Annotated in this window: 16 protein-coding genes; 7 read left to right on the plus strand and 9 right to left on the minus strand. The window is 47.6% G+C overall.

Features of this window, described 5'->3' with window-relative positions:
* Positions 1 to 5: 5 nt before the first annotated feature.
* Complete coding sequence (locus L0659_RS13985) at positions 6 to 2759, minus strand: TonB-dependent receptor (RefSeq protein WP_235126738.1); 2754 nt, start codon at positions 2757 to 2759, stop codon at positions 6 to 8.
* An 823-nt stretch (positions 2760 to 3582) separates the two neighbouring features.
* On the opposite strand from L0659_RS13985, the gene L0659_RS13990 reads away from it, so the two are divergent.
* From L0659_RS13990 to L0659_RS14005, 4 genes are all read left to right on the plus strand, one after another.
* Positions 3583 to 3915 carry a hypothetical protein gene (locus tag L0659_RS13990; protein WP_235126739.1) on the plus strand — a complete coding sequence of 111 codons (333 nt, stop codon included), beginning with the start codon at positions 3583 to 3585 and terminating at the stop codon, positions 3913 to 3915.
* A 9-nt stretch (positions 3916 to 3924) separates the two neighbouring features.
* Positions 3925 to 4899, plus strand: a complete 975-nt coding sequence (locus tag L0659_RS13995) for a peroxiredoxin (protein WP_235126740.1) — start codon at positions 3925 to 3927, stop codon at positions 4897 to 4899.
* A 435-nt stretch (positions 4900 to 5334) separates the two neighbouring features.
* A complete protein-coding gene (locus L0659_RS14000; protein WP_235126741.1) occupies positions 5335 to 5790 on the plus strand; it encodes a protein-disulfide reductase DsbD domain-containing protein in 456 nt (151 codons plus the stop codon).
* A 15-nt stretch (positions 5791 to 5805) separates the two neighbouring features.
* Positions 5806 to 6759, plus strand: a complete 954-nt coding sequence (locus L0659_RS14005) for a cytochrome-c peroxidase (RefSeq protein WP_235126743.1) — start codon at positions 5806 to 5808, stop codon at positions 6757 to 6759.
* A 67-nt stretch (positions 6760 to 6826) separates the two neighbouring features.
* Here L0659_RS14005 and L0659_RS14010 read toward each other — a convergent pair whose 3' ends face one another.
* A complete protein-coding gene (locus L0659_RS14010; RefSeq protein ID WP_235126744.1) occupies positions 6827 to 7288 on the minus strand; it encodes a transposase in 462 nt (153 codons plus the stop codon).
* A gap of 164 nt (positions 7289 to 7452) precedes the next feature.
* Entirely contained in the window at positions 7453 to 8388 is a 936-nt protein-coding gene (locus L0659_RS14015; RefSeq protein ID WP_235126745.1) for a helix-turn-helix domain-containing protein, read from the minus strand.
* Positions 8389 to 8879: 491 nt separating this feature from the next.
* On the opposite strand from L0659_RS14015, the gene L0659_RS14020 reads away from it, so the two are divergent.
* Positions 8880 to 9788, plus strand: a complete 909-nt coding sequence (locus L0659_RS14020; RefSeq protein ID WP_235126746.1) for an NAD(P)-dependent oxidoreductase — start codon at positions 8880 to 8882, stop codon at positions 9786 to 9788.
* A 14-nt stretch (positions 9789 to 9802) separates the two neighbouring features.
* Here L0659_RS14020 and L0659_RS14025 read toward each other — a convergent pair whose 3' ends face one another.
* From L0659_RS14025 to L0659_RS14035, 3 genes are all read right to left on the minus strand, one after another.
* Entirely contained in the window at positions 9803 to 10732 is a 930-nt protein-coding gene (locus L0659_RS14025; RefSeq protein ID WP_235126747.1) for a hypothetical protein, read from the minus strand.
* A 93-nt stretch (positions 10733 to 10825) separates the two neighbouring features.
* A complete protein-coding gene (locus tag L0659_RS14030) occupies positions 10826 to 11149 on the minus strand; it encodes a nuclear transport factor 2 family protein (protein WP_235126748.1) in 324 nt (107 codons plus the stop codon).
* Between the two features lie 200 nt (positions 11150 to 11349).
* Positions 11350 to 12594 carry a condensation domain-containing protein gene (locus tag L0659_RS14035; protein WP_235126749.1) on the minus strand — a complete coding sequence of 415 codons (1245 nt, stop codon included), beginning with the start codon at positions 12592 to 12594 and terminating at the stop codon, positions 11350 to 11352.
* 243 nt (positions 12595 to 12837) lie between these two features.
* Between L0659_RS14035 and L0659_RS14040 the strand changes: the two genes are divergently transcribed.
* Complete coding sequence (locus tag L0659_RS14040; RefSeq protein ID WP_235126750.1) at positions 12838 to 13770, plus strand: D-2-hydroxyacid dehydrogenase; 933 nt, start codon at positions 12838 to 12840, stop codon at positions 13768 to 13770.
* Between the two features lie 44 nt (positions 13771 to 13814).
* Positions 13815 to 17057 (plus strand): DUF4347 domain-containing protein, encoded by a 3243-nt coding sequence (locus L0659_RS14045; RefSeq protein ID WP_235126751.1) that lies wholly within the window; start codon positions 13815 to 13817, stop codon positions 17055 to 17057.
* 85 nt (positions 17058 to 17142) lie between these two features.
* Here L0659_RS14045 and L0659_RS14050 read toward each other — a convergent pair whose 3' ends face one another.
* The 3 genes from L0659_RS14050 to L0659_RS14060 are packed head-to-tail and all read right to left on the minus strand — an operon-like array spanning position 17143 to position 24963.
* Complete coding sequence (locus L0659_RS14050) at positions 17143 to 20190, minus strand: PA14 domain-containing protein (protein WP_235126752.1); 3048 nt, start codon at positions 20188 to 20190, stop codon at positions 17143 to 17145.
* An 11-nt stretch (positions 20191 to 20201) separates the two neighbouring features.
* Positions 20202 to 21929, minus strand: coding sequence for a RagB/SusD family nutrient uptake outer membrane protein (locus L0659_RS14055; protein WP_235126754.1), 1728 nt, complete (start codon positions 21927 to 21929; stop codon positions 20202 to 20204).
* Positions 21930 to 21948: 19 nt separating this feature from the next.
* Complete coding sequence (locus L0659_RS14060; protein ID WP_235126756.1) at positions 21949 to 24963, minus strand: SusC/RagA family TonB-linked outer membrane protein; 3015 nt, start codon at positions 24961 to 24963, stop codon at positions 21949 to 21951.
* Positions 24964 to 25152: the final 189 nt, after the last annotated feature.

Raw genomic sequence — 25152 nt, forward strand, 5'->3', positions numbered from 1 at the left:
TCAACTTAAAGCCTGGCCGTGATCCTGATGAAAGGCTGAATGCCCGCGCTGCCGTTTTGAATGCCGATAATGGAAGGATTGTTCAATGCAGTCAGTTTCGGGTCCGAATAATCGCCGAGCTGGTTAAATGCATTATTAACCCCGATCACACCCTGTATGGATTTGGTAAATGCATAGGCAACCGACGCGTCGACCACCCAGATAGGCCTTAGTTTCTGGAAAAAATAATCGGGTTTCGGGAATGTCGCATTCAATGCCGATGCATTGGTTACAGAGCCAAAATATATCCCCCGGACCATGTAAGTGAGCTTGCCCACTTTAAAGCTTCCCTGAATGTTAATTTTTTTGCCTGGAATGTTGGATGTAACCCGCGCTTTTTCACCATCATTGAAAATAATGTAGCGGTAAGCTTCCAGCCCTTTTGGCGTATTGACGCTTGTCACTTCATTTTTAACAAAATTGGCACCAAATAATAATGTTAGCGCGCCGCTGCGGAATGGTGTCCGGTAACTTCCGGTCAGTTCCAGTCCCTTTGTCCTCGTGCTGAATGAGTTATAAAAGAATTTGGCTTGCGTGGTTCCGGTTTGCACGAATAATGTCCGCACTTCCTGCGGCAGGTTCACATCCGTTGCCGAAAAATTCCCTGTATTACCCACCCGGTTTTTTACGTCCACCAGGTAAGCATCCGCCGTGAATTCGAAATTCCTGAGAGGCTGCGACGTGATCCCGAATGTGTAACCCTTCGATTTTTCAGGTGTTAATGTAGGAATTCCCAGTGCCCGCGTGGCTGCACTCTGGTTCGAAGCCGTTACCTGGTCAATGGCACGTCCCTGCTGGAAGCTTGTGGATGTTTCGGTGTAATAATATTGGGCAAGGTCCGGTGCCCGGAAACCCGTGTTATGTGAGCCGCGCACGCCCAACCAGTCGCCGAAGCGATATTTGGAGGCGATCTTGTACGTGGTCACATCTCCTAATCCTGAGAAACTTTCGAGCCTTAATGCTCCTGAAACGAGCCATTCCTGTGTAATGTTCGCTTCCACATCCGCATAACCGGCCAGCACCGAGCGGTTTACATTCACAGCATTCTCCGGCCGGAAACCGGCATGGATCTGTGAGCCGGGCGAAAGGCCGTTCAAGCCGATCTGGCCTTCTTTGGTGTTGTAGATAATCCCCGTTCCGGTTGTGTCCAGACCGTAAATGGTCCTCAGGTCGGCCTTGGAATAGGAAGCTTCTTCACCCGCAACGATCTGGTAAGTTTCCACCCTGTATTGGGCCCCGAATGCCACATTGATTCCTTTTAATACTTTACCAAAATAACGGCTGATATCGATGCTCCCTGTGTTTTGGCTTGCATTGTAACTTCCTGCATCAAAGGTTCTTGGTGTTTTCAGTCCCAAACTTGCATTCAGGGAATTGGTGATCACATTACCGAAATTATTCCTGCCGTACACGTTGGAAATGTCCACGTCCCAGTCACGGATCTTGCCCTTAATGCCCACCGACAGTGATTTGTCTGAAATAATATTTTCCATGGCAGGCAAAAAACCATCCGGGTAAAGGAATGCATTGTTACGCTCCGTCCAGCCGGGAAGGCGATACACAGCAGTAAACTGCGAATTGCGGTGACTGATGCCGCCGAATGCATACACTTCGGCGTTTTGGCGGAGCGGAATGGCCGCATTGAAAAAGAGCAATGCATCTTTGGCTTTGTTGGAGCCGCCGCCGCGCCGGTCAAAATGATGGCGGTCGATTCCGCGGTTTTTAAGGATTTCTTCGTCAATTTCTTTGGTATAAATGGCATCATAATTTCTGGTGTTCGCGCCGCCGCCGTAAACCGGGCCGAGATACAAACCGGCGTCATCATTGCCAGGTAACAACGCAATGGCTTGCGTGGCAAACTCAGCCGTCGTGTTCAGGTAACCGCCCGTTTTTCCGAGTGCAAAACCATAATTGGCATTGGTCCTGGTAGTGGTGCCGTCGCCCCGGCGCCTCGTACTGGCCGTGGAGCTGAGCGTAAGTTGTTCGGTAGTTTTATTTAAAACAATATTGATTACACCCGCAATTGCATCCGAACCATATTGTGCCGCTGCGCCGTCGCGAAGGATTTCCACGCGTTCGATGGCTGCGGTGGGAATGGAGTTCAGGTCGTAGCCGGTTGCACCATTGCCCAGTCCGCCCCAGTTGATGTTTGAACTTTTGTGACGGCGTTTTCCATTGACCAGAACCAAAACCTGGTCCACACCCAGGCCGCGCAGCTGCGAAAGGTTGAGCGCCGATCCCGCGTCACCGGCATTACTGCCATTGACCGAGTGAAAAGAAGGCGAAACATATTGTAAAAGCTGTGTAATGCTCACCTGCGGCGCAGATTCAAGCAGGGGTTTAAGGTCGATCACATCCACGGGAACAGGCGAGTCGAGTTTTGTGCGGTTGGCGTTGCGAGAGCCTACCACCTGCACTTCGCCGAGTGTATGCGTGCTGGCCTGCAATGCAACATTGTAATTATTCCCGTCGGTAATTTTTACCTCCTGCGCGGCAAAGCCTACAAAGGAGAAAACCAGCGTTTCGCCCTTCACGAGGTTCAATGTGAATTTTCCGTCAGCCTCGGTCAATGTCCCTTGCCGGGTGCCTTTGATCGACACATTCACGCCCGGAAGTGCGTCGGCGTTCTGTGCATCGGTAACGCTTCCCGTGATAATGCGCTGCTGCGCCAATGCAGTGAAAGAAGCCGTGATGAATAAGAGTAAAAAATAATTTTTCATCCAATGAGGTGTTAAGCGGCCTTGCGGGGCCTGATGAATTAAGTCGGGTAGACATTTACGGTGGTTGTATATGCCATAAGTCCCGATCTGGCGACGTTGGAATTTTGTTGGGATACAAAAATCGGCAGGGCGGGGGAGCCTGCAGTTCCTGCCCGCTTCAATCCGCATCTCAACAAATAAGTAGCACTTAGCATCCTCCGTCGCCAAATCAGGAGGTTAATGGCTGACTTTAAATTGCAATGAATCCTATTTAGTCTAGTGAACTTGTATACTAATTTTTCAAATCGACTTTCTTAGACAGGGGCAAAGGTAGGGGCAAGAATTTCGGATTGTCAATTTTTGTAGGTGATATTTTGCATAAAATCGGGAATCAGGCCACCAGATCGGGCTTTTTGCCAATTACTTTCTTTTTAGTTAGAGGGGGTAATTCTTGTTTATTTTATTCAAAACAACATAAACAGAATCATTTTGCTCATTAATGCCAGAGAGAATAAATTTGGACGAATCCGGTTTTTCATACCTAAGGAAAAGTTTGCTCGTCGATATTTCCATAATTCCGTCGTCCTGATCGAATTGTTCGTGTTGATCTTCAATGGTGTTTTTAGTGGTACGAAATCAAATAATTCTATAAAGTCTATAAAATTGATAGAGCATTCAATTACTTTTGTTCATGTTCAAGAAACGACTGATTAAAAACCACCTTTGATTAGTTAACAAACACCGGAAAAAATCCTGCAAATGTTTCCGGTCCAGTGCGAATTCTTTCAGGTTATCTGACAAGAAAATACGGTTAACTATTATTTATTTAAACAAATCAAGTTGTATGAAAATCAACAACAAGGTGAAGGCGGTGGCTTTGGCAGGTGCAACCATTTTGAGCAGCTACGTAAGCGCGGCAGATCAGCCCGGCGCAAAAGCACCCAAGCAAGGCATTTGGCGCGGTGAATTTATCATCAGCGAAACACACATTCCTTTTAATTTTGAGTACAACGCGAAAAATCAGAACGATCCGATCCTGACATTGCTCAACGGAACACGCCGTGACGATTTTCATGTTACCAAATTAAGCGGCGACTCGATTTTTGTCAAAATGAACACTTATGATGCAGCATTGGTCGCTAAGGTGGAATCGGATGGCAAAATCACGGGGGAATAGAGAAGCCTTGTGCCTGGTTTCCGCGGCAACTCCCTTCCTTTCACTGCCGAACATGGCAAGGATTACCGGTTTGTAGAAAAAGGAAAAGAGCAGCCTACAAAGCATAATTTGTCTGGCAAATGGGATTTGCAGGTTTACAGCAAAGCCAAAATGCCTGATAATGTGGCGCTTTTGAAACAGGAAGGCAACAAGCTTACCGGCGTGGTTATGAGCACAGTAGGCGACAGCCGCGAGCTGGAAGGCGTTGTGCAGGGCGATGAATTTGTACTTTCGCATTTTTCCGGTCCAAACCCGCGCGTTTACAAAGGAAAGATCAACGAAGACGGATCGATCACGGGCGTGATCAGCTCCAGGATTTATGACAACACCAAATTCGAAGGAAGCAAAAACGATCAGGCCGCATTGCCCGATCCTTACAAACTGACTTATCTGAAAGAAGGTTATACCAAACTGGACTTTACATTGCCCGACCTGGACGGCAAGCAGGTTTCGCTGAGCGATGATAAATACAAAGGCAAAGTGGTGATCGTCGAGATCGTAGGAACATGGTGCCCGAACTGCACAGACCAAACTGCATTCCTTTCACCCTGGTTCAAGGAAAATAAAGCCCGCGGCGTAGAAGCGATTGCCATCGGTTTTGAACAAAAAGATGACCTTGCATACGCCAAATACACTTTGGGAACATTGAAGAAAAAGTATGGCATTGAATACGACATCCTCTTCGGCGGCATCGCTGACAAGAAGGTTGCCTCGGAAAAACTGCCAGCATTAAACCGCATGATGGCATTCCCAACCACGATCCTCATCGGCCGCGACGGCCAGGTCCGCCAGATCCACACCGGCTACACCGGAACCATTACCGGTGACTACTATACGGAGTACGTGAAGAAGTGGAACAAGGATCTGGACGAGCTGATTGCGGAGCCCGTTCCCGCATCATTCTCATCCGCAAACACGACTGCGCCTAAGAAAGCTTCGAAATAAAAGCTATTGTCCAGTCTGAGCGGAGGTGAGCAGCGTTGGTGGTCTTCGGCCGCCCGGCGGCCCGGTACGCTCAGACTGACAGGGCGTATCCTGTGACTTTGAGCGTAGGTTGGTTGCGTTTGTGCTAGGTCTTCGACCGCCCGGCGGCCGGGTCCGCTCAGACTGGCAAGGCGTGTCTTGTGACTTTGAGCGGACGCGAGCAGCGTTTGTGCTAGGTCTTCGGCTACGCTCAGACTGACAGGGCATGTTCTGGTGACGTTGGACGAGCCAGACCGCCGAGCGGTCTAAAAATTTACCCGAAGGTCGAAGGCGAAACGTTTTGTCAGGCTGAGCGGAGTCGAAGCCTGGCGGCACAACGCCTTACCATCAACGCCTTGCTACTTTGAGCAGAGTTGGGCGGCACCACAATATTTTCACTAACAACACATTTACCTAATGACCAAGCGATTTTTTCTCGTTTTCTTCCTCCTCTCCCTAAACCTAGCCGCGCAAGACTCAGCTTCCATTTCCAAATGGAATGTCTCCGTCTCTAATCCCGATGCTAAGGCGGGTGATGAGGTGGAACTGGTTTTTTTGGCGACGATTGATAAGAACTGGAAGTTGTATTCTTCTGATTTCAAGAATGATATCGGGCCGTTGCCTACGGAGTTTAAATTTAGTGCAGCGGATTCCTACAAGCTGGTGGGCGACATTACGCCGGTTAATCCAAAGAAAACGGTGGACCCGACCTGGGACGTGGCTTACACTTACTTTGCGGAAAAGGCGGAGTTCAGGCAAAAAATTAAAGTTTCCAGAAAGGATTTCGTGGCCAAAGGGACCATTAAGGGCCTTTTGTGCAGCAATGTGGATGGTGTCTGCATCCCGTTCCAGGAATCTTTTCAAGTATATTGATTTAGCATTACTACCATGTTCAGATTCAGAAAAATCCCGGCGGTGATCCTTGGTGCGCTTATTTTCATCGTAACCGTCGCTTTTCAGCATCAGGAAAATGATGTTACTACCAAAGCCGAGCTGGGCGAAAAGTTGTTTTCCGATCCGATTTTGTCCAGAGGAAAGGCCATTAGCTGTGCTTCCTGCCACATTCCGGCATTCGCATTTGCAGATACGGCCGCGTTCAGCATTGGTGACAAGGGCACATTGCTTTCCCGGAACAGCCCGGCGCTGACCAACCTTTCCGGAAGGACCGACTTTTTCTGGGACGGCCGGGCAGCTTCGCTGGAAGAACAGGTCCTGGGACCACTATCTGCACACGACGAAATGGACCTGCCCGTTGAGCAGGCCGTAAAACGATTGAAGCAGGACGCTTTTTACAGTGCTGCTTTTCAAAAAATATTCAAATCAGAGGTGAACCAGAAAAACCTCCTGAGCGCGATCGCGGCTTTTGAAAGAACACTGGAAACCACCGACACCCCCTACGACCGCTATCTCGACGGAGATGAAGAAGCCATGTCGCCCGAAGCCATTCGCGGACGTATATTGTTCATCGGTAAGGCGGGATGCGCCACTTGCCACTCCGGCGAAGATTTTACTGCCGACCGTTTCAAAAGCATTGGCCTGTACAATGGCAAAGAGCTGACCGATCCGGGCCGATTTAAAATTACCAAAGACAGTGCGCACATTGGTATGTTCAAAGTTCCGGGCTTGCGGAATGTGGCCGTAACTGCCCCCTACATGCACAATGCTATGTTTAAAACACTCAAAGAAGTGGTTCAATACTATAACACACCCGATCAGTTTGTAAGCAACAGCATTAACCGTGATTTGTCCCTCGGCCGAGCGCTCAACCTTTCCGATGACGAGGTGAATGATGTCGTCTCATTCCTTGAAGCCCTTACCGATGAGCGGTTCAGGAGAAAATAATGCGGTTCAGGAAAAAATATTTCTGAACCGCATACATCAGCGATTTATATCTTAAAAATGAAGTTTCTCAAACTTCATCATTGGTAACCCGCACGGCCAGGCTGGCTACTTCCAGAAACGTGATCAGGATCGAATTCTGATCTTCTGTTTTAATGTATGCCTTTATTTTTCTCAAAAAATCATAAAGTGGCTCGCTGTATTTATGTCCTGTTTGCAACTGAAACTCAGCGATCGAGAGCTCGTTGCGGTTGTTTTTCAATAAATACAAAGCAATAAAAAAATATGAGATCGGCAACTTGCTGCCTTCCAGTATGGTGCCGCTTTGCAGGGTCGTCCGAAACCGACATGTTTTGCACTGAAACTGTTGCTTCGAAGCAAGCCAATAATGGTGCGAGCCCCCGCATTTTTTACATGTAATCCCTTTTTGCAGCCGGTATTCCTTAAATGCCTCTGTCGCCAGCGCCTCGTTCCTGTAAAGTTTTAATGCATCCCTGAAAGACATATTCAAATGTTTCGTTTTGATGCTCAAAAATACGTTTTTTAATTACAAAATATATAATCTATCGAATTACTATACAAAATATTTCTGATCTCAACATAACGCTAAGAAGTTGATAGCTTTTAAAAAAATGTGCGGCTGCGAATGAGATTTTGCGTTGTAAAACCGATGTCTAATTCATGAGAAATCGGATGCTAATTCTGTCCCAAAAAGTTTGTGCGGAAACTGGATGGGGATTCGCCCGTTTTGGTCATAAAAAGTCTGCTGAAATAAGCAGGATCATTGTAACCGAGGTCATAGGCAATTTCCTTTGCCGTGAGGGAGGTGTGAACGAGCAGCCGTTTTGCTTCCAGTATAATGCGGTTTTTTATTACTTCATTGGGCTGTGGTAACCGCAGGCGGTTGAACTTGTGCGTGATGGTCTTGGGTGCCATGCACAGGAAATCGGCGTAGTCGGCTACGGTGTGTTTGGATTTGTAATGCTCTTCCACGAGCCTCGTAAACTTCCGGAAAAATTCAAGATCGCTCTGCTGATCTGTCACTTCATTGTCCAGATGCTGGCGTTTCCAGGAGCGCGTGGCGCGGATGAGGAGTTGTTTGAGATACGTCCGCACCATTTCTTCCAGCGAGCTGTCTTTGAGTTGAAATTCCTGGATCATTTCCTTGAACAGGCCGCCGAGAAAAGCGATTTCATCTTCCGAAGCTTCCACTTTGGGCATGTTCCTGATGTTATTGAATAACAAGCCATCGCACGCAACTTCCTGATCGTGAATCTGAATGCAATAAAAATCACGGTTATAAAAAATGAAAAACCCACTTTCCTCACCGGTTGCTTCCAATTCGAGATATTGATTGGGACTAATAAAGAAAAGCGTCGGCTGCTCCGTCTCGTAACACGCAAAATCTACCCTGAGCTTGTATCCGGCTGGCAGATAAAGGATTTTAATGTATTGCTTATAATCCGGGCCGTTGATGGCGTCCATTTGGTTTTGCGTTACTTGCAGCAATCCTAATGTCTTTGAATTGTTGTTAAACACCGTTGTACTCATAGCTATATACGCAGAAGAAAGTGAATGTTGTGTTGTTCCAAATGTTATGGAGAAAAGCTGTGAAGCGGTTGACCATTTCACAGCTTTACCAGGTATTTATAGTGTGGCAAATTTTTCATGTTCGGTGTTAAATTTATCCATTTCTTCAATAAATAAACCATGTCCGCTTTTCCCAAATTTTTAGTTTTTCCAAAACCACTTTAATGTCGTCGGAGAAGAGGAATGCGATGGTCAGGGCAATCGTTTTCATTTGAGTAGTAAATTTTAATTTTCCTTATTTAATCAGCTAACCCTTAGCCAATTGTCGTTCCGTTCCGACATAACAAAAGTGGCACCTTTAATTACCCGGAAGAATGGATAAAAGGCCAAGCACCTTGTACATTCTTCCCGGGAGGTGGAATATTTGCCAGCAGGTATATTTTAAACCGTTAGTTCAGTCAAAGCCGCCGGCAGCTAATCCCTTTATTTTCCGTTCAATAACAAGTTCTATTTTCAGGCAGCGATATTATCTACCTTTCAATCAGACAGATCGTATTCCCTTTTCATATCAAAATCATCGAACAATTTAATTTATGACAACTTTTACGGAGGCATCTTTTGGAAATGTGGCAATAATTGGGAGCAGTTCATTTTTAGCACAATATCTGATTAAAGAGCTTGGATCTGAGAACCACATCACCGGTTATGGGCGAAATAATATAGCCGGCCTTAAAAATCACATTTTGTTCGACATGCCTTCCACAAATTTGGATCTGGAAAGCTTAGTCAGGTTCGATCATATTATTTACTGCGCAGGAAGCGGCATTCAATCCGGGAAAGAAGAAAAGTTTGTCTTCGATCTAAACGCCTTTTTACCCATTCAAATAGCATTAAAGTTAGAAGCTCTATCTTATAAAGGCACATTTACCACCTTTGGGTCTTATTTTGAAATAGGTGACAATGCCAAGCAAATCGCTTTTTCAGAGAACGGACTTTTAAGTTCAATGCAACGAGCTCCCAATGCTTATGTTGTTTCCAAACGACTTTTGTCCCGTTTTTTTCAAAGCGCAAACTTAAATATCAAATTCTATCATCTCATTTTACCCACTGTTTACGGCAAAGGAGAAAACACCAACAGGCTTGTCCCTTATTTACTAAATAGCTTATTGAAAGACGAAACCCCCAAACTCACCAGCGGCACGCAAACCAGACAATATGTGCATGCCAGGGATGTGGCAGTTATCGTATCTAAGTTGATCAATTCGCAAGCTAAGTCCGGAATTTATAATGTCCCTTGTTGTGAGACCATTCAGGTCAAGGATATTGTCGCTACCATATATCGTGCGCTTGACCGGCAACATGCTCCCAATGTTAGTTCGCTTGATCGTTACGATGAATCTATGAAATATCTCGCTTTGGACTCGTCAAAGTTAATGATGGCTATACCAGGTTCCGAACCAAAGATCTCAATTGTCGATAGTGTTCAGGAATATATTTCCTAGCTATGGTGCAAATACTACGGAGCGTAAAAACCCGCAACTTGCGCTAATCGCTGCCTTACCAGCGTGTTTTTCATGGGTTCGAATTTTGTTAACTCTGTATTGTTACGGGTGACGACTATTTGAAATGGCTGGTTCATTTTTGTTGTGAGGTGGTAAATGGTTGCGAGTTCGGCGATGTCCTCGGACCAGGCTGCCATGGCATATAGGGACGGAAATGGTGTCTGCGAGAGCTTTGCATAAACCTCGGGTGCCTGGGTTATTGAAATCGGCTTGCCGCTGCGAAAACGGGTTTGTTCCAAAAGAGGATCCATGTATGCCTCGGCGGGCAGATTCATTTTACGCCAGATATTTTTTGTAAAAGGAGTCGGTTCTACTACTGCATTTCTATCGTCGGGATGTGGGGTGATTTCTGTTACCAAGTCGACAATGTGGGTGGCTTCATGCATGAGGACGTAAATGATGGCATCCATCTTGCCGCCTTCGACACGTAATTTATAACTTGAATCGGCGCCCGTTGTGAAGCAGGAATTCTCTTTCCAGGTAGCCCATTCCGAAATATTCTCATTCAATAAGCTCGCGCGAAAAGTAATGTTGTACATCTTCGGTCCGGTGCTTGAATCCAACGGCGATGTCAATGCCGTGTTCGGCATGTTATCCATAAAGCTGATGCTATGCAGATGCGCCTTCAAAATCCGCTGATGCAAAGGGGGCAGCAAAGCAAACGCATTGCGCACCTTTTCATTTTCCGCTGGCGTCAGTTTGCGGTTCACGGGCTGCATTCCGGCTTCGCGGAACATTTTGAAAACACTTTCAGGTGCAATTTTAACCCGGTTCGCAGGGTCACTTTTAGAAGTCGAATCCAGCTTCTGGGCCGAGATCCATGTTGAGAAAAGCAGCATTACCCATGCTGAAAGGATCAATTTTAACCTTAATTTTCCGATCATATGTTATTTTAAAATGTATAAACCTGTAAAGATTCAAAGAAAGCTCCGCGATAAATTAACCCGAAGCTTTCCTGCGAATGTATGCATTCAACCTTATCCCGTAATCTGCAACGAACTGATTAATGCATCATCAAAACCGAGATGATAATGCATTACCGCCGGACTTCCCGGAAATGTGCCGGTTACTTCCACGGTTAACTTTCCTTTTGCGCCGGTTTGACTGAAATCAATTGGTTTGAGCTGCATTCTATACTTTTCTGTCGCCTGCTGTATCCATTCCTTGATTTCCGCCATGCCTGTGTAAGACGAACCTTCGTCGGAAACGGTTGCGTGTTCCGTAAAATATGCAGCGAATGCTGAGCTGTCCAGGTTATTTTGTGCCTGGATAAATCCTTCAATGTTATCAGGAAGTTTCATGATTACTATAAATTTTGTTCATTTGTTTAGGACAAATTTCAGCACAATGCTTGTTACTGACAAGTAGGGATTTACGATTCAGATAGGGATAAATTTATCCCTATCTGAATCGCTGTTAGCATACGTTTATAATTGCAATATGTACGAATGAAACACAATGCCCGACCTGAACTGCGGGCTCGACCTGATCGGCGAAGTCCTTATCCAAAAGGACACGCAGCCCGGGCTTTCATCTGAGAAGCTTCCCGAAGCATTTGCTCCATTTCAGCAAGCAGGCCTGGAATAGGATTGTCGCTGGTGTTGGTCAGGCAGAGCGCACCGTTGGTCGTCAATGCGCCGATGGTCTGCTCCATTCCTTTTCCCGACCGCACCATCGGGCCATATAATGCTTCCAGTTTCAATGGCCCGAAATCCGTTTGATATCTCACCTTCACCAGGTTAGTGACCATAATGTGATGATTGAATGCGGTTTTTAAAATGTCGATCATCTGCTGTATATCATTGTGACCAAAAACAATGTCGCGGAAAAAAGACAGATAGCCGTTCACATATTCGGGAGAGTTCGTCCCATCAAGCCCGGCTTTCGCCAGTCTGGCCAGATCCCAGAAATTTAAATGCTCCTGTTTTTCAAAAAACACGGATTGCGTGGTGATGTTCAGGCCAAAGTTATCGTCCAGGTTCAGCGGTCCTCTCGTACAAACGGGGGATACCAATTCCATTCTGGCCTCGTCCCAGTCCGGACGCATTTGTCTGGACGCCAGCAGCACTGCTGCGCAAATGGCACCATGGACCGTCGTATTTTCCTGTCTGGCTTTTTCCAGAAGATTCCGGGTAATGTTTTCAGAAATGCGGATGGATGACACCAATGGTTTGGCCATATCAGTCTTCATTTTCAGTTCAAGCACTTCACTGACAGTCTGGGCAGGCGCATCTTCCGGGAGGTCAAGCGTTTGATCGTTAGATACTTGCGGTTCCATAGGTTCAAGCGTTTTTCCGGTAGCGGCAAGCAATATGTCACGCGTCAAATAGCTCAGGGATGACCCGTCAGCCACGGTGTGATTGGCTACCAAAATAAGCACAGTGCTTTCTGTTTTTTGCACCAAAACAACCCTTAAAAGTGGAGCTTCTTCTGTATTAAATCTTATAGAAAGCTCCTTTTCAACCTCCTGTTCCCAGCGGTAATCCTGCTGCACATGCACCACTCTGAGCGGGATAGGGACGTTTTCCACATGCTGCAATGTGGGTCTTGCCAACGAATCCAGGGTAACCCTTACCGACAAGTTCGGATGGCGTTTTTGCACCATATCCAAGGCATTCCGCCATTTTTCAACGGGCTGTGTCCCTGAAATGTCTGCGGCGAGTGCGAAGTCTTTGGAATCAATTTGGTCAAGCAGCCAGAATGCTTTTTCGAATGCGCCCAATGTGCGGTTCTGTTGTCTTTTCATAATGTATTTGAGTTATGATGAGACTGCAAAATTGGGGGGTTGCAACTCCGGATAGAATGGACAAAAGTCGAGCAGTCATGCACATTTTGCCTTGGGACACATGTTCCTGCATTTGCGGGATTTGATTTCAATGCCTTCCCTGGAAACAAGTGGCAAGTGTCCCGCTGGCGCGGTTATTTAAGCGGGCAGCCGCAAGCAAACGCCCCGATGAGGAGGCAATAATATTTACATTAACTGAATTTTATGAAAATTGTAATTTATGCAGACCTGCAAGAAAAATATCTGGAAGAACTTAAAAACCAGCTTCCTGACGATGCCGAAATCGTAATAAAAGGCGAGCTTTCCGATGACGAAGTCATGCAGGAAATTGATTCCGCAGAAATTTTAATCGGTAATCCTCCTGCCGATTCTTTCAAAGATATTCCGGAGAGTCTCAAATTCTGGCAACTTGAAAATGTCGGTTTTGAGCAGTATAAGGACTTGGAGTTTAAAGGGAAGGCTGCTAATGTTGGAGATATGTCTGCCGCTGCGTGTGCCGAGACCATTGTTGCAGGCATACTTGGCTTTTACAGGGGCGTGCATCTGATGGTCCGAAACCAGGTCAATGCGGAATGGCAAGGCGAGGCGGTCGAAAATGAGCTTTCCATTCTGGGTGAAAAAGAGGTGATCATCCTGGGATCCGGCGCCATCGGCGAGAATGTGCGTAAAATGTTGGAAGCCTTCGGATGCAGCGTACAAATGACCGCTAAAAGCGATCCGGATGCTGATATTCACGCTTATGACGACTTACTATCTCAACTTTCAGAAACGGATCTGGTCGTGAACACATTACCGGGAAATCTGGATAAATATGCGGGCGAAGATTTCTTTAATGCCATCAAAGAAGGTGCCCTTTATGCAAGCATTGGCCGTGGTAACACTACTGATGAAGACGCCTTGATCAAAGCCCTGGAAAGCGGGAAACTGGCCGGAGCTGTTCTGGATGTAACTGAAAAAGAGCCGCTGCCGAAGGATTCAAAATTATGGCCGATGACGAATGTAATCCTGACACAGCATACAGGCGCAGCGCACAAGATGCGGGACCGCGATAAGGTGGCCAAGTTTGTCGATAATGTACAGAAATACTTGAGTAACGAGGAAATTGACGATGAGGTTGAGCTTGCGAAAGGTTATTGATCTGACCTGTTATCGCCGCCTCCCTTTCGTGATGGGCCACTGGTTTGCTGACCAAACAACTGGCGTCGCACGGGAAAGCGGCGCGGGTGCACATTCTCACCCATGGTACGGAAGGTAACTTTGTCCTGGGACAAACCCAGCTCAACGACGCCAACGTCGCATCACATAAAAGCTTTTGGCAAAGCTTGAAGAATGTGCTCGAAGAAGGCAAATCAAGCCTGCTGATTTACAGCTGTGAACTTACTGCAAGCCGCAGTGGTAAGCATTTCGTGGAGCGCCTGCACAGCATGCTCGGTGTGCCCGTGGCCGCCTCTGACGACCAGACCGGTTCATATGGCCGTGGCGGGGACTGGGATCTGGAATATGTTGCGGGTAAAATAATCAAACAGCACATATTGAAACTCCTGGACTTCAAGGGCTTGCTTGTTCCGACCTTTACGCAGCTGACGGACGCGTCGAGTCCGTTCACCGGTATGACAATATCCACTGATAATCAGCTTATTTATGGGGATTTCGATGCGGATGGAGATATCGACATTCATTTATATCCCGGCGGCACGGTTAACCAATTCTGGCAAAACAATGGCAGCGGATCATTTGCAAGGGTGACCGGTGCTGCGGACCCGTTTGAAAAAATCAACGAAAACGCGGTTTTTTATGCCGCGTCGGGAGCATTTGTGGCAGATTGGGACAATGACGGCGACGATGATATTTACGTTCCGATGCGGGATAGTAATCAAAATGAGAAAAACTTTTTCTATCGCAACGACAACGGCAAATACGAGTTATTGAGCGGCACTGGAAGCCCGTTTAACGGCATTAATGTAAGTGGAAACAATCAGCTGATCTTCGGTGATTTTGACGTTGACGGGGATATTGATTTGCACAACTATCCCGGGAACGACCTCGATAACGAGTTTTGGCGCAATAATGGCAGCGGTGGGTTCAGCAAGGTGACCGGTGCGGGGAACCCGTTCGATGGCCTGGCGGGTAAAGCGGCTTTTTCAAGTGCACAGTATGCCTACGTGGCCGACTGGGACAATGATGGGGATGTCGATATTTTCATGAGCAGGATCGGCGGCACTTCGGTGCGGGATTATTTCCGTAATGATAATGGTGTATATACGCAACAAACCGGAGGCGCCAATCCGTTTAACGGGATGGCCATAGCCAGCGACAACCAACTCATTTTTGGGGACTTCGACGCGGATGGTGATATCGACCTGCAAACTTCCGATGGCTCCGAAATGGTGGTCTTCCAGCGGAACAATGGCAGTGGTGTTTTTACGCAGGTTACTGGTGCAGAAAACCCATTTAATACGCTGCCAAACTCGGGGGCCTTTTACAATAATGCTACGAAAGCTTTTGTGGCCGACTGGGATAATGATGGCGATGTGGACGTATTTACCACCAACTATACCGCCGCCAACCAGAAATATTTCTTCCGCCAAAACGACTCGCCACCCCGGATCACTGCTACCAGCCCCACCAACGCCGAAACAGGGATTTCCGTGAGCAGCAACATTTCGCTAACATTTAACCAGGCAGTTAACGGTGCAGCAGCCAAGTACATTCAGATCCGCCGCCTCTATGACAATGCCGTCTTTGCCACCATTGAGGCAAACAGTTCACAAGTGACCGGCAATGGCTCAAATACGATTACGATTGACCCGGCAACAGACTTCGAGGCCGGCACGACTTACTATGTTATTGTTGACAAAGCCGCATTTGCCGACACCGAAGGCCGTATTTTCGAGGGTGCGGGCAGTGATGCTACCTGGCTGAGATTTACTACTGGTGTACCTGCCGTAACGAGTGTAACTTCTGTCACCCAGCTTTCAGCTAATCCGACGAATGAGGGCACTGTCAGTTATCAGGTTGAGTTTGCACAGAGCGTAACGATTGATGACGCTTCCGTTTTTTCACTGTCGACCAGCGGCGTTACGGGCGCATTTGTTGCCGGCATTACAGGTTCGGGCACAACTTATAATGTTTCCGTGAATACAGGAAGCGGTAACGGAACGATTAAGCTGGAAGTCACAGGCCTAACCGGCACGACCCCCGATCTGAATGCGGCATTCACCACCGCAGCCGCTTATACGATCTATAAGGTTTCAAATGCCGGAGATTATTACAAAAGCGCCGGTGAAAACGGCACCTGGAACACACCCGGTGACTGGCAATCTTCTCAGGACAATAGCTTCTGGATTACAGCAACTTCTTCGCCCAACGCCAGCGCGGCCAGCACGAGCATTTTCAGCGGGCATACAATGCGGATGCCGGACAATAACTCTTTCGATGTTAATAACCTTACCGTGAATGGGTTGCTGCAATCGGGTAACGGGGCGCATACGGTCAGCGGAAGTTTCGACAACAATGGCGAGATCCGTGGTAATGCCACATTTTCACTTAATTCATTTACCAATGCGGGTACGCTGGCACCGGGCGAATCGCCGGGCAAGCTCGCCTTTTCCAGCGACTTCGCCAATTCGGGAACATTGCTGATGGAGATCGGTGGAACAACCGCTGTCACCGGTTATGATCAGGTTCAGTCGGGGTCATTCACGGCAGGAGGGACTTTGACGGTGTCCTTGATCAATGGTTTTACGCCTGTACTCGATGCTGTTTTTATCCTTTTGGACGCTGGAACAATTGCCGGGACATTTGAAACGGTAAATCTGCCGGAAATAGCGCCGCTGGTTTGGGAAACCTCTTATGCTGAGGGAAAATTCACGATCAAGGCCATCAATGATCCTATGCCGGTTACCCTTGTGGGTTTCAAGGTTTCAAAGAATGAATTGGCGGCTGAGCTGGCTTGGAGTACTTCGAGCGAGGTAAACAGCAGCCATTTTCAAATTCAGCGCAGTGCAGAAGGAAAGGTTTGGGAACAAATCGGCACAATTGCCACACGCAACGGGAACGCAGAAATCCAGCGCTACCAATTCACCGATCCTCTTCCTTTGCCCGCCGACAACTTTTACCGCCTCCGCATGGTGGATGCCGACGGCACTTTTGCATTCAGCAAGATCGAACAGGTTCGGTTTTCGAATTCACGAGAGCAAATCAGGAGCTATCCTAACCCGGCTACGGACAGGATATTTCTGGATGTCGCGCAAGCAGAAAGCGTACAGTCGGTGGAGATCTATTCAGCTTCTGGTGTGCTGCATTATGCAGGCGGATATACCTGTGCAGGTCTTGACGTGAGCGCATTTCCATCCGGTATTTTTATAATAAAAACAACCAGTGCGAATCAGAAGGTTTCGATTTTTCATTTTGCAAAACAGTGAAATGACCTGATTTATTAAGTTAAAAACGCCCGGAAAAATCACTTTCCGGGCGTTTTTTTGATTGTACTAAACAAAATTTAGCTCTCTAATTCATAGTACGGGGAATCTCATTCATGTTGTACCAGGCTTCGGTGCTCCATAAATTGTTGCCGTTTTGGCTGATGATGTTTTTTCTATTCAAATGAATGTAAACCATATGTTTAGACTTCATACCTGTGAGTTGCAGGTAAGCCTTTTTACGGTCAGCAGAAATTTTTACCGATTTGACTGCCAGGCTTTCTTCATCCATTTTGGGCCCGCCGTAATCTCCCGTAGGCTTGAACCACCATTGACGGATCTCGTAATCGGATGCGGTTTCACCAATCCCTTCTTTCAACGGCTCTGTAAATTCAATCTCGACACCGTCCGATTTTGCCCTTACCGCCAGCATTTCAAAGGCCACTTTATTATTGAATGTAAGCTTTTGAAGTCCGTAACCGAGCTTGCCTGCATGTCCCCAGTTTCCGGTAGAACCCACGCCGCCAATGTAAAGCGAGCCGTCCGGGCTCCATGCCAGGCGATTCACGCCAGCTTCGAGTCCCTGCGTAAACCGGAACACGGCCCCCTGATAAGCGCCATTCACTTTTTCAGCAAAAACGCGTTTGATTCCCCCATGGGTCACATCACCGTGGATCATTTGGTTTTGGTAAGGTCCCACATTCAGCTTGGCAGGCTGGCTCGGGGAGTTGCCGATCTCATCCTGTGTAAGCCACATCACCGGAGGCGTTTCCTTACGATTGGCCGTTCCTTCAAAATCCACCGAACGCGAGCCATACCACGCACCTTCCTGCAAATGAATGATCTTGTTTGCAGGCAGCCAGTCGCCCTGGTTATCGGCGATGAATATCTCGTCATCCACGCCCAGGCCAATGCCATTGGGCGTTCGCAGGCCGGATGCCACGAATGTAAATGATCCGTCTTTTTTGGAGATTTTTATCGCTTTCCCACGATCCGGGATCTGAGGTTTGGTGCTGGCGCCGCCGGGGTTAATGGCTGTTGCCAATGTTCCGTAGAAATAGCCATCTTTATAAACCAGCCCGAATGCGAATTCGTGGAAGTTGGCAGAGACTTTCCAGCCATTGCAAATGGTTTGATATTCGTCGATGAGCTCATCATTGTTCAGGTCCACCAGCTTGGTGAGTTCCTGTTTTTGCATAATGTAAATCTCCCCGTCCACCACTTTTAAACCCAGCGGCTCGGCAAGTCCGTACGCAATCCGTTTTACTTTAATGTCATTCGGCGTAGCTGCTTTGCGGCCGTCTACAATGTAAACAGATCCAAGCGAATCCCACGTGCTGACCACCATTCTGCCATCCGCCAGAAAATCCATTCCGCCAACTCTTGGCTGGAAATTATCCGGCCGCGCCTGGGCCAACGTAAAGCTTGGATGCACGGCAACAAGCGGCGACTTATCGCCTGGTATGTCCTCCTTTTTGACGTCAACGGGAGCTTGTCCGGTTCTTTTAATGTCTGCACCTTTATAGGTGAAAACAGATGGCGGAACCACAACAAATTCCTTGCTGCCGTAGGGCCGCCATTGTAAAGAAAGACCTTTTCCGAAAGCGCCCTGATAATATTCTACCCTGAACGGATGCTTTCCCGGTTTCAGGATAATCTCACCGTCGGTAGGCTGCAATGCGTGATTGACGCCATTGTCGATCACCAAATTATCATCAATAAAAAGCTTACCGCCATCGTCACAAACCAGTCGGAAAACGATGTTGGTCGTCTTCTTAATGTTGATATAACCGCTTGCGAAAATGGCGAAATTGTCTTTCAGGTCACCAAAATCCTGCTCGTCCAGATGCAATGCATTGATGGAGCCGGACTTCACCGGTAACATTTCATCATTGATTTCAGGAACAGCACCTATGCCGCTGGCAAACTGGTAAATGTTGACAGCAATGCCGGGCCGGGCCTCGTTAGGCCGCGCGTCGCCAGGCCGGGCCGCGTTAGACTTGTCAATTGCGGAAGCGACTGTTGCAGGAGCAATGGATTTAAGTACAATCGGATAGGCTGGCTTAGGCATTAATTTGCTTGCTGCCTGCGCCTTTTCCTTATCCGCGTCCAGTTCCAGGATGTAAGACACCATTGTTTCGGCGTCTTCCTTCTTCAAGTCCGGGTGCGGCGACATGGCGATTTGTCCCCAGTTCCCCGCGCCGCCTTTGATCACTTTGGTAACCAGCGCATTCTTGTTTTTATCATTGTTTTCATAACGCTCGGCGATGGCCTTGTAAGCCGGGCCAACGGTTTTTACTTCCTGGTTATGGCACGTGTTACAGTCGCTTTTTGCAAAAAGTCCGGCCACCATATCGGCTTTGCTTTCCTGTTGTGCGAATTGCGGCTGTGCTGGTTTTTCGGTGAGGTTAACTGTAAGCGTTGTTTTGCCATTGTTATTTAAAACCAATTTTCCGTCGATCGCTTTGAAGGCTTTGTTTCCGGCAGTTTCGTCACGCTCGTTAGCAACTGAAAACTTGCCGTCCGTTTTGTAGTCCGTTGCTGCGGTAAGCGAATTCAAATGCACATTCAATGCCACTTGAACATCAGCAGGCGCATTAGCAATGGTAAACACACGCTCAAAACCCGCTTTACCATTTCCAGCATCGAAAAACTCAGGTCTTTCTTCCATTGAAATCTTTTTGCCCTGATAATCCAGGTCGTATTTCAATGTTACCTGGTTATTTAGCACAGTGTGGCCTTTGTAGCTGATTTCAGGCGTTACTTCTTTACCGTCCGCAGTTATCCGCCATGGATTTCCATCCGGTTCTTCCATGTAAGTGGTTCCTACTGAAACCGGCTGCGGGCCGTGTGACGATGTATAGACGGGACCATTGAAATCAATTTTTCCTGTCCAGGCTTTGTATAAAGCGGCAGTTTTGGTGTTGTAGGCGAGCCAGAGATTGTCGTGCAAGGCAATGCTGAGGATCCGCGGTCTGGCATCGAGCACGGAACGCAGCACCCATGCTTCGCGGGGACGCTTAACGTCTGAAAAGCCAGCATGGGTTGCTGGCTTTATGTTGAAAGTGGTAGCTGAGCCGAGCACTGCAACTAACATTGCAGCACCCAGCACAGCCAAAGGCTTATTGAATTTCATTTAAATAAGTTTTAATAACCTGGATTCTGTTTCAGGTTCGGTGAAGTATTCAGCACATTCTGGCCGATCGGGAAAATGTCCGTGTGGTTATCGGTATCCGGTTTTTTATCCCACCAGCTTCCGGTGCTGAACACGCCCCAACGGATCAGGTCCGTTCTTCTTCTGCCTTCTGCCAGGAATTCACGCATCCATTCGTCGAGCATTTCCTGGTCGGTAAGCTCACTGCCGTTAGCTTTGTAAAGGCTTGGCGAGCCGGAAGGATAATTGCGTTTGCGGACCGTATTAAGCAATGTCGCAGCTGCCGCTTTGTTACCTGCACGATATTTACATTCAGCCAGCGCATAATAGATTTCCGCGAAACGGATTTCGGCATAAGCCGATGAAATTTTGTTCTGGTCGTCGCTTGGGTAGAAAGGATATTTCACCGGGTAAAGGCCCGAATTGTTGTCGGCATTGTTCATGTTTGAAACCTTATCTGCGATTTTGGTGCCTGGTTTTGCATCCAGGAATTTACCAACCTGATCACGCAGGAACAGGGGATACGGGCCTTTGAAACCTCTTACCGTATCTTGCTTGCCCGCTGCATTCCTGTAAGGCAGATAGCCGTACAGGAACATTCCCTCACGCTTGCTGCCACCCAGGTTTTTGTATTTTTTCAAACGCAGGTCATCCTTGTATTTTTGAAACTTAATAAATGGTTTTCCCAAAGCAAAGCTGTATTCAACGCTATCCACGTCGCGGCCTGGTTGCAGGGCAAATTTCGGGTTGGCATTGCCGAAGTCGGTGAATCCGAAATAGCTTGGTGCCAGATTAGGAAGCATCCAGAAATACATGCCGCCGTCATACTGCCAGTGCGTTTGTGCAAAGCTGCCGGGGAATCCGAAGATAGTTTCTTTCGAAGTCGGGTTGGTATAATCAAATGGTGCATCCCAGCGTGTTTCCAATGCATAGTCACCATGTTTTCCGTCGATGATCTCCTGTGCGAGTGTTTCACAATCTTTGAAACGGTCGGTTCCGGTGTAAACCTTTGCATTTAAATACAAACGGACCAGCAGCGAAGCCGCGCCGCCTTTTGTCCAGCGTCCTACCACATTATTGCCCAATGTCGTGTTGGTCGAAAGCTTGGGAAGCGCATCTTTCAGTTCCTGCTCGATAAATGCAAATGCTTCCTGCGGGGTCGCCTGCGCGCCGCCTTCGGTCTGGCCTTTTACTTTGGTAACAATAACAATGTTCCTGTAAAAATCGAGCAAACGAATGTTCAGCCAGGCACGGAGCACTTTTAATTCCGCGATCATGCCGTCGAGTTCTTCACGTGTCATGTCAAATTTTGACGGATCCGTAATGCCTTCCAAATCTTCCAATGAGTTGGTTGCCAGCGTCACGCCTCCGTAAAGTGCGTTCCAGGCATCGCTTGTAAAGCCGTCCTGCGGGGTCCAGGTATGGTAATGTACGCGCTGGTATTGTCCGCCGTCGAACCAGTCGCCCTGGCGGTTTGGCGTCATCATTTCGTCCGAGCTGTTTTCCTGCAGCATAAATGTACCGCCGCCCTGAATGCTCCAGTAACTGTGTTCGAACGCCCGCAAGAAGTCGCGCGTTACGTCATCCCGCGTTTGCAGGAAGTTTTCGGAAGTAATCCGGTCGTATAGTTCTTCGTCCAGGTTTGTGCAGCCCGCCGTCACCGACAGCAGCGCACAGGCAGCAAACCGGAGCATGTATTTTGAAATATGATTTCTTTTCATTTTGAATTAAATCAGCGAATTAGAATGTAAGTTGTAAGCCCAGCAACAGCTGCGTTGTCGAAGGATAGTAGTCCAGCGTACCATTGTTGTCGCCATTGGTGCGAATGCCAGGATAAAGTCCGTTCACCTGGATCAGGTCAGGATCGCCGCCTGTGAACTTCGTGAATGTTGCCAGGTTTCTGGTGGTCGCATAAATCCGCGCCGACTGCATGAATTTGGTTTTCAGCGGCAGCGTATAGCTCAGCGTAATGTTGTCGATCTTCAAAAATCCACCTGGTTCCAGGAAGTAATCCGAAAGCGACGAATAAGTGGAAGTGCTCGTCAGCTTCGAATATTTGCTGCCGTCGTACGCGGATGTAAGCACATTCGCATTTTCCTGGGCAGCCGGAGTTCCCAGATAGAATGCATACGTGTTGAAAAGCTTGTAGCCGAATGCACCGCGAAGGAACACGCTCAGATCCCAGTTTTTGTATCTAAATGAGTTGGTAATCCCTGTTGTAAACTTAGGAAGACCATTTCCGACAAATTGCTTATCATCGTTATTGGCTTCGTTGGCAGGCACGATGTCCCCATTCCTGTTGTAAACCAGCAATGCACCGTTGTCGTTTACACCCGCAGATTTAAGCGCATAAAAACCTCCGATCCGCTGATCTTCCTGCAAACGCTGGATGGTTCCTGGGCTTCCGGGTGCAGGCATGCCCACAACGTCAACGAACTTTTGTCCTTTATACAAATCGTTGGAGAACGAAACGAATTTGTTGTCGTTCCAGGCGCCGGTAATGCCCAGGTTATAGCTGAAGTCCTCCTTGTTAATGACCGTTGCATTCAATTGCAGTTCCACGCCCGTATTCCGCATTGTTCCTACGTTGGCAAATGTCTGCCCCTGAATGTTCGGGGGATTAGGCACATTGTAGTTCCCCAGCAGATCCTTGTTCGTGCGCACATAGTAATTGATGCTACCATTGATCTTATTGCTGAAAAGCTCAAAGTCAACACCCGCATTGAAATTGACTGCTTTTTCCCAGCGCAGGTTGTAGTTGGTGTTTTGGTTTGGTCCCCACACCTGGTAAGGACTGCCGTTAAACGGATAGTAACCATAGCCGCCATAGGTGTCCAGGGATTTATAGCTGTCAAAATCCTGGTTACCCGTCTCACCGTAATCCGCGCGCACTTTCAATTCATTTAACCAGGGAATGTCTTTCAAAAAGCTTTCCTGCGTCACGCGCCATGCCAGCGATGCAGCCGGGAAATATCCCCATTTGTTGTCATAGCCGAATTTGGAAGAACCTTCGCGGCGAAGACTGGCAGACAGGTAATATTTCTGGTCAAAATCATAATTCAAACGTCCGAAGAAGGCAATCAGCTTCGAAGTGTTTTTGTAAGAGGCTACACCGTTAACGCCTTCTTCCAAATTCCATAATCCGGTTCCCAGGCCATTGTAAGTAAGCACATCCGAGGGGAATTTCTCGTTGGCAGCATCGAAACCTGAGTTTGTAAATGCCTGGTAAGAATAACCTGCAAGCAGCTTGATGGAATGTTTGTCAAGGTCAAGGAAATAATTTCCCAACCATTCCAGGCTCTTCTGATCGTTTTCTTCTAAAAATTGCCTCGCCGTGTTCCGCTTGTTCCCGTTGATAACCGTCGTATTGTTGGATGGCGTAAACCAGAATTTCCGCAGCGATTTGCTAACTTCTCCGAATGTTATCGTCGTGTTCAGGTTCTCAAGAATGTTCCATTTCGCAGATCCGTTCATGTCCAGTAATTTGAGTTCCTGATCGCGGACCACGGTTTTGGCATTTTCAACAGGGTTATTCGCAAAAAAACCGGAGTTAATGTAGTTGTAGCGACCGGCTGAATCCCGTACTGAAACGGTTGGGTTCAATGTCAATGCATAATTGAAACCGCTGTAATCCGCTTCGCTGGTTTTGGCATAACGCGGCGCTACGCTGAATGTCAATGCAAACATGTCGTTTGCGGTGGTGTGATTAATGTTCACACGGCCACCGTATTCTCTTTTTCCGGCACGAAGGTCAACACCCTGCGCATCGCGGAAATCCACCGAGCTGAAATAATTCGTCTTACCATTTCCTCCTGAAAACTGCAATGTATGCTTGTGCGAAAATGATGGCTGACGGCTTACTTCCTTCATCCAGTCTGTATTTCCGCCAAAATCAACGCCGCGTTTGTTCGCCAGGAACTGATCTTTGGACAACACTTCAAGCTGGTTGCTCAGATAATCGAAAGTGGTGTAACCATCGTAAAATAAACGCGATTCGGCTGAGCCTTTTTTCGTGGTGATCACGATAACCCCGTTGCTTCCACGCGTTCCGTAGATCGCCGAAGCCGCGCCGCCTTTCAGCACATCGATGGATTCGATCTCATTTTGGTTAATGTTATCAATGTTACCGCCCGGAATTCCATTGATCACATACAATGGTCCCAAGCCTGCGCTGCGGGAGGATGCACCACGCAGCTGAATGTTGGGTGAGGAGTTAGGATCCGCCGGAGAAGTGTTGGTTACCGAAAGTCCGGCCACCTTACCCTGAATCGCCATCAGCGGGTTGTTACTGCCCACACGGAGCAGATCCGAGGACGATAAATGCGTGATCGCGCTCGAAACTTCTCTTTTATTCAAAGATCCATATCCGATCACGACCACTTCGTTAAGGGTTTTTTGATCTTCTGCCAATGTGACATCCACATTCGACTTGTTGGTAACATCTACATCCTGAGCAACGTAACCTACGCTCGAAACCGTGATGGCTTTGGCGCCCGCCGAAAGTTGTATTGTAAACTTTCCTTCCGCGTCGGTCGTGGTTCCGTTGGATGTTCCTTTTTCAACTACCGAAACGCCAGGCAGCGCTCCTTGTTTATCAGTAACTTTACCAGTAAGTGCGGTGCCCGTCTGCGCCTGGGCTACACCGGACATGGCACAAAGCAGGCCCAAAAACATCGCCATCGCAGTCTTTGCAGACCAGCGCATGAACGCCTGCTTTTTAGCAACTTGTGCCGGTTTGTACAAATTATTTTTCATTAAAATTGTTGTTTAAGTAGGTTTGAAACTCGCCGACTTGTTACTATCTGATTAATTAATTGGACTTATTTAAACTGCCGCGAAGTTCCTTCTTTGTTCATTAATGAAATGATCTGTGAGTCTCAATTTTAGATCAAAATGTCTCAACTATAATTTTTGTTATTTATCAGTGATTTTGCAGGGATATAT

It is taken from the genome of Dyadobacter sp. CY347 (assembly GCF_021502655.1).
Taxonomy (GTDB): domain Bacteria; phylum Bacteroidota; class Bacteroidia; order Cytophagales; family Spirosomataceae; genus Dyadobacter.

Excerpts from the sequence above, each read along its gene's own strand:
- L0659_RS13985 (WP_235126738.1), bottom strand. The coding sequence starts at position 2,759 with ATGAAAAATTATTTTTTACTCTTATTCATCACGGCTTCTTTCACTGCA.
- L0659_RS13990 (WP_235126739.1), top strand. The coding sequence starts at position 3,583 with ATGAAAATCAACAACAAGGTGAAGGCGGTGGCTTTGGCAGGTGCAACC.
- L0659_RS14000 (WP_235126741.1), top strand. The coding sequence starts at position 5,335 with ATGACCAAGCGATTTTTTCTCGTTTTCTTCCTCCTCTCCCTAAACCTA.
- L0659_RS14005 (WP_235126743.1), top strand. The coding sequence starts at position 5,806 with ATGTTCAGATTCAGAAAAATCCCGGCGGTGATCCTTGGTGCGCTTATT.
- L0659_RS14020 (WP_235126746.1), top strand. The coding sequence starts at position 8,880 with ATGACAACTTTTACGGAGGCATCTTTTGGAAATGTGGCAATAATTGGG.
- L0659_RS14025 (WP_235126747.1), bottom strand. The coding sequence starts at position 10,732 with ATGATCGGAAAATTAAGGTTAAAATTGATCCTTTCAGCATGGGTAATG.
- L0659_RS14030 (WP_235126748.1), bottom strand. The coding sequence starts at position 11,149 with ATGAAACTTCCTGATAACATTGAAGGATTTATCCAGGCACAAAATAAC.
- L0659_RS14035 (WP_235126749.1), bottom strand. The coding sequence starts at position 12,594 with ATGAAAAGACAACAGAACCGCACATTGGGCGCATTCGAAAAAGCATTC.
- L0659_RS14040 (WP_235126750.1), top strand. The coding sequence starts at position 12,838 with ATGAAAATTGTAATTTATGCAGACCTGCAAGAAAAATATCTGGAAGAA.
- L0659_RS14050 (WP_235126752.1), bottom strand. The coding sequence starts at position 20,190 with ATGAAATTCAATAAGCCTTTGGCTGTGCTGGGTGCTGCAATGTTAGTT.
- L0659_RS14055 (WP_235126754.1), bottom strand. The coding sequence starts at position 21,929 with ATGAAAAGAAATCATATTTCAAAATACATGCTCCGGTTTGCTGCCTGT.
- L0659_RS14060 (WP_235126756.1), bottom strand. The coding sequence starts at position 24,963 with ATGAAAAATAATTTGTACAAACCGGCACAAGTTGCTAAAAAGCAGGCG.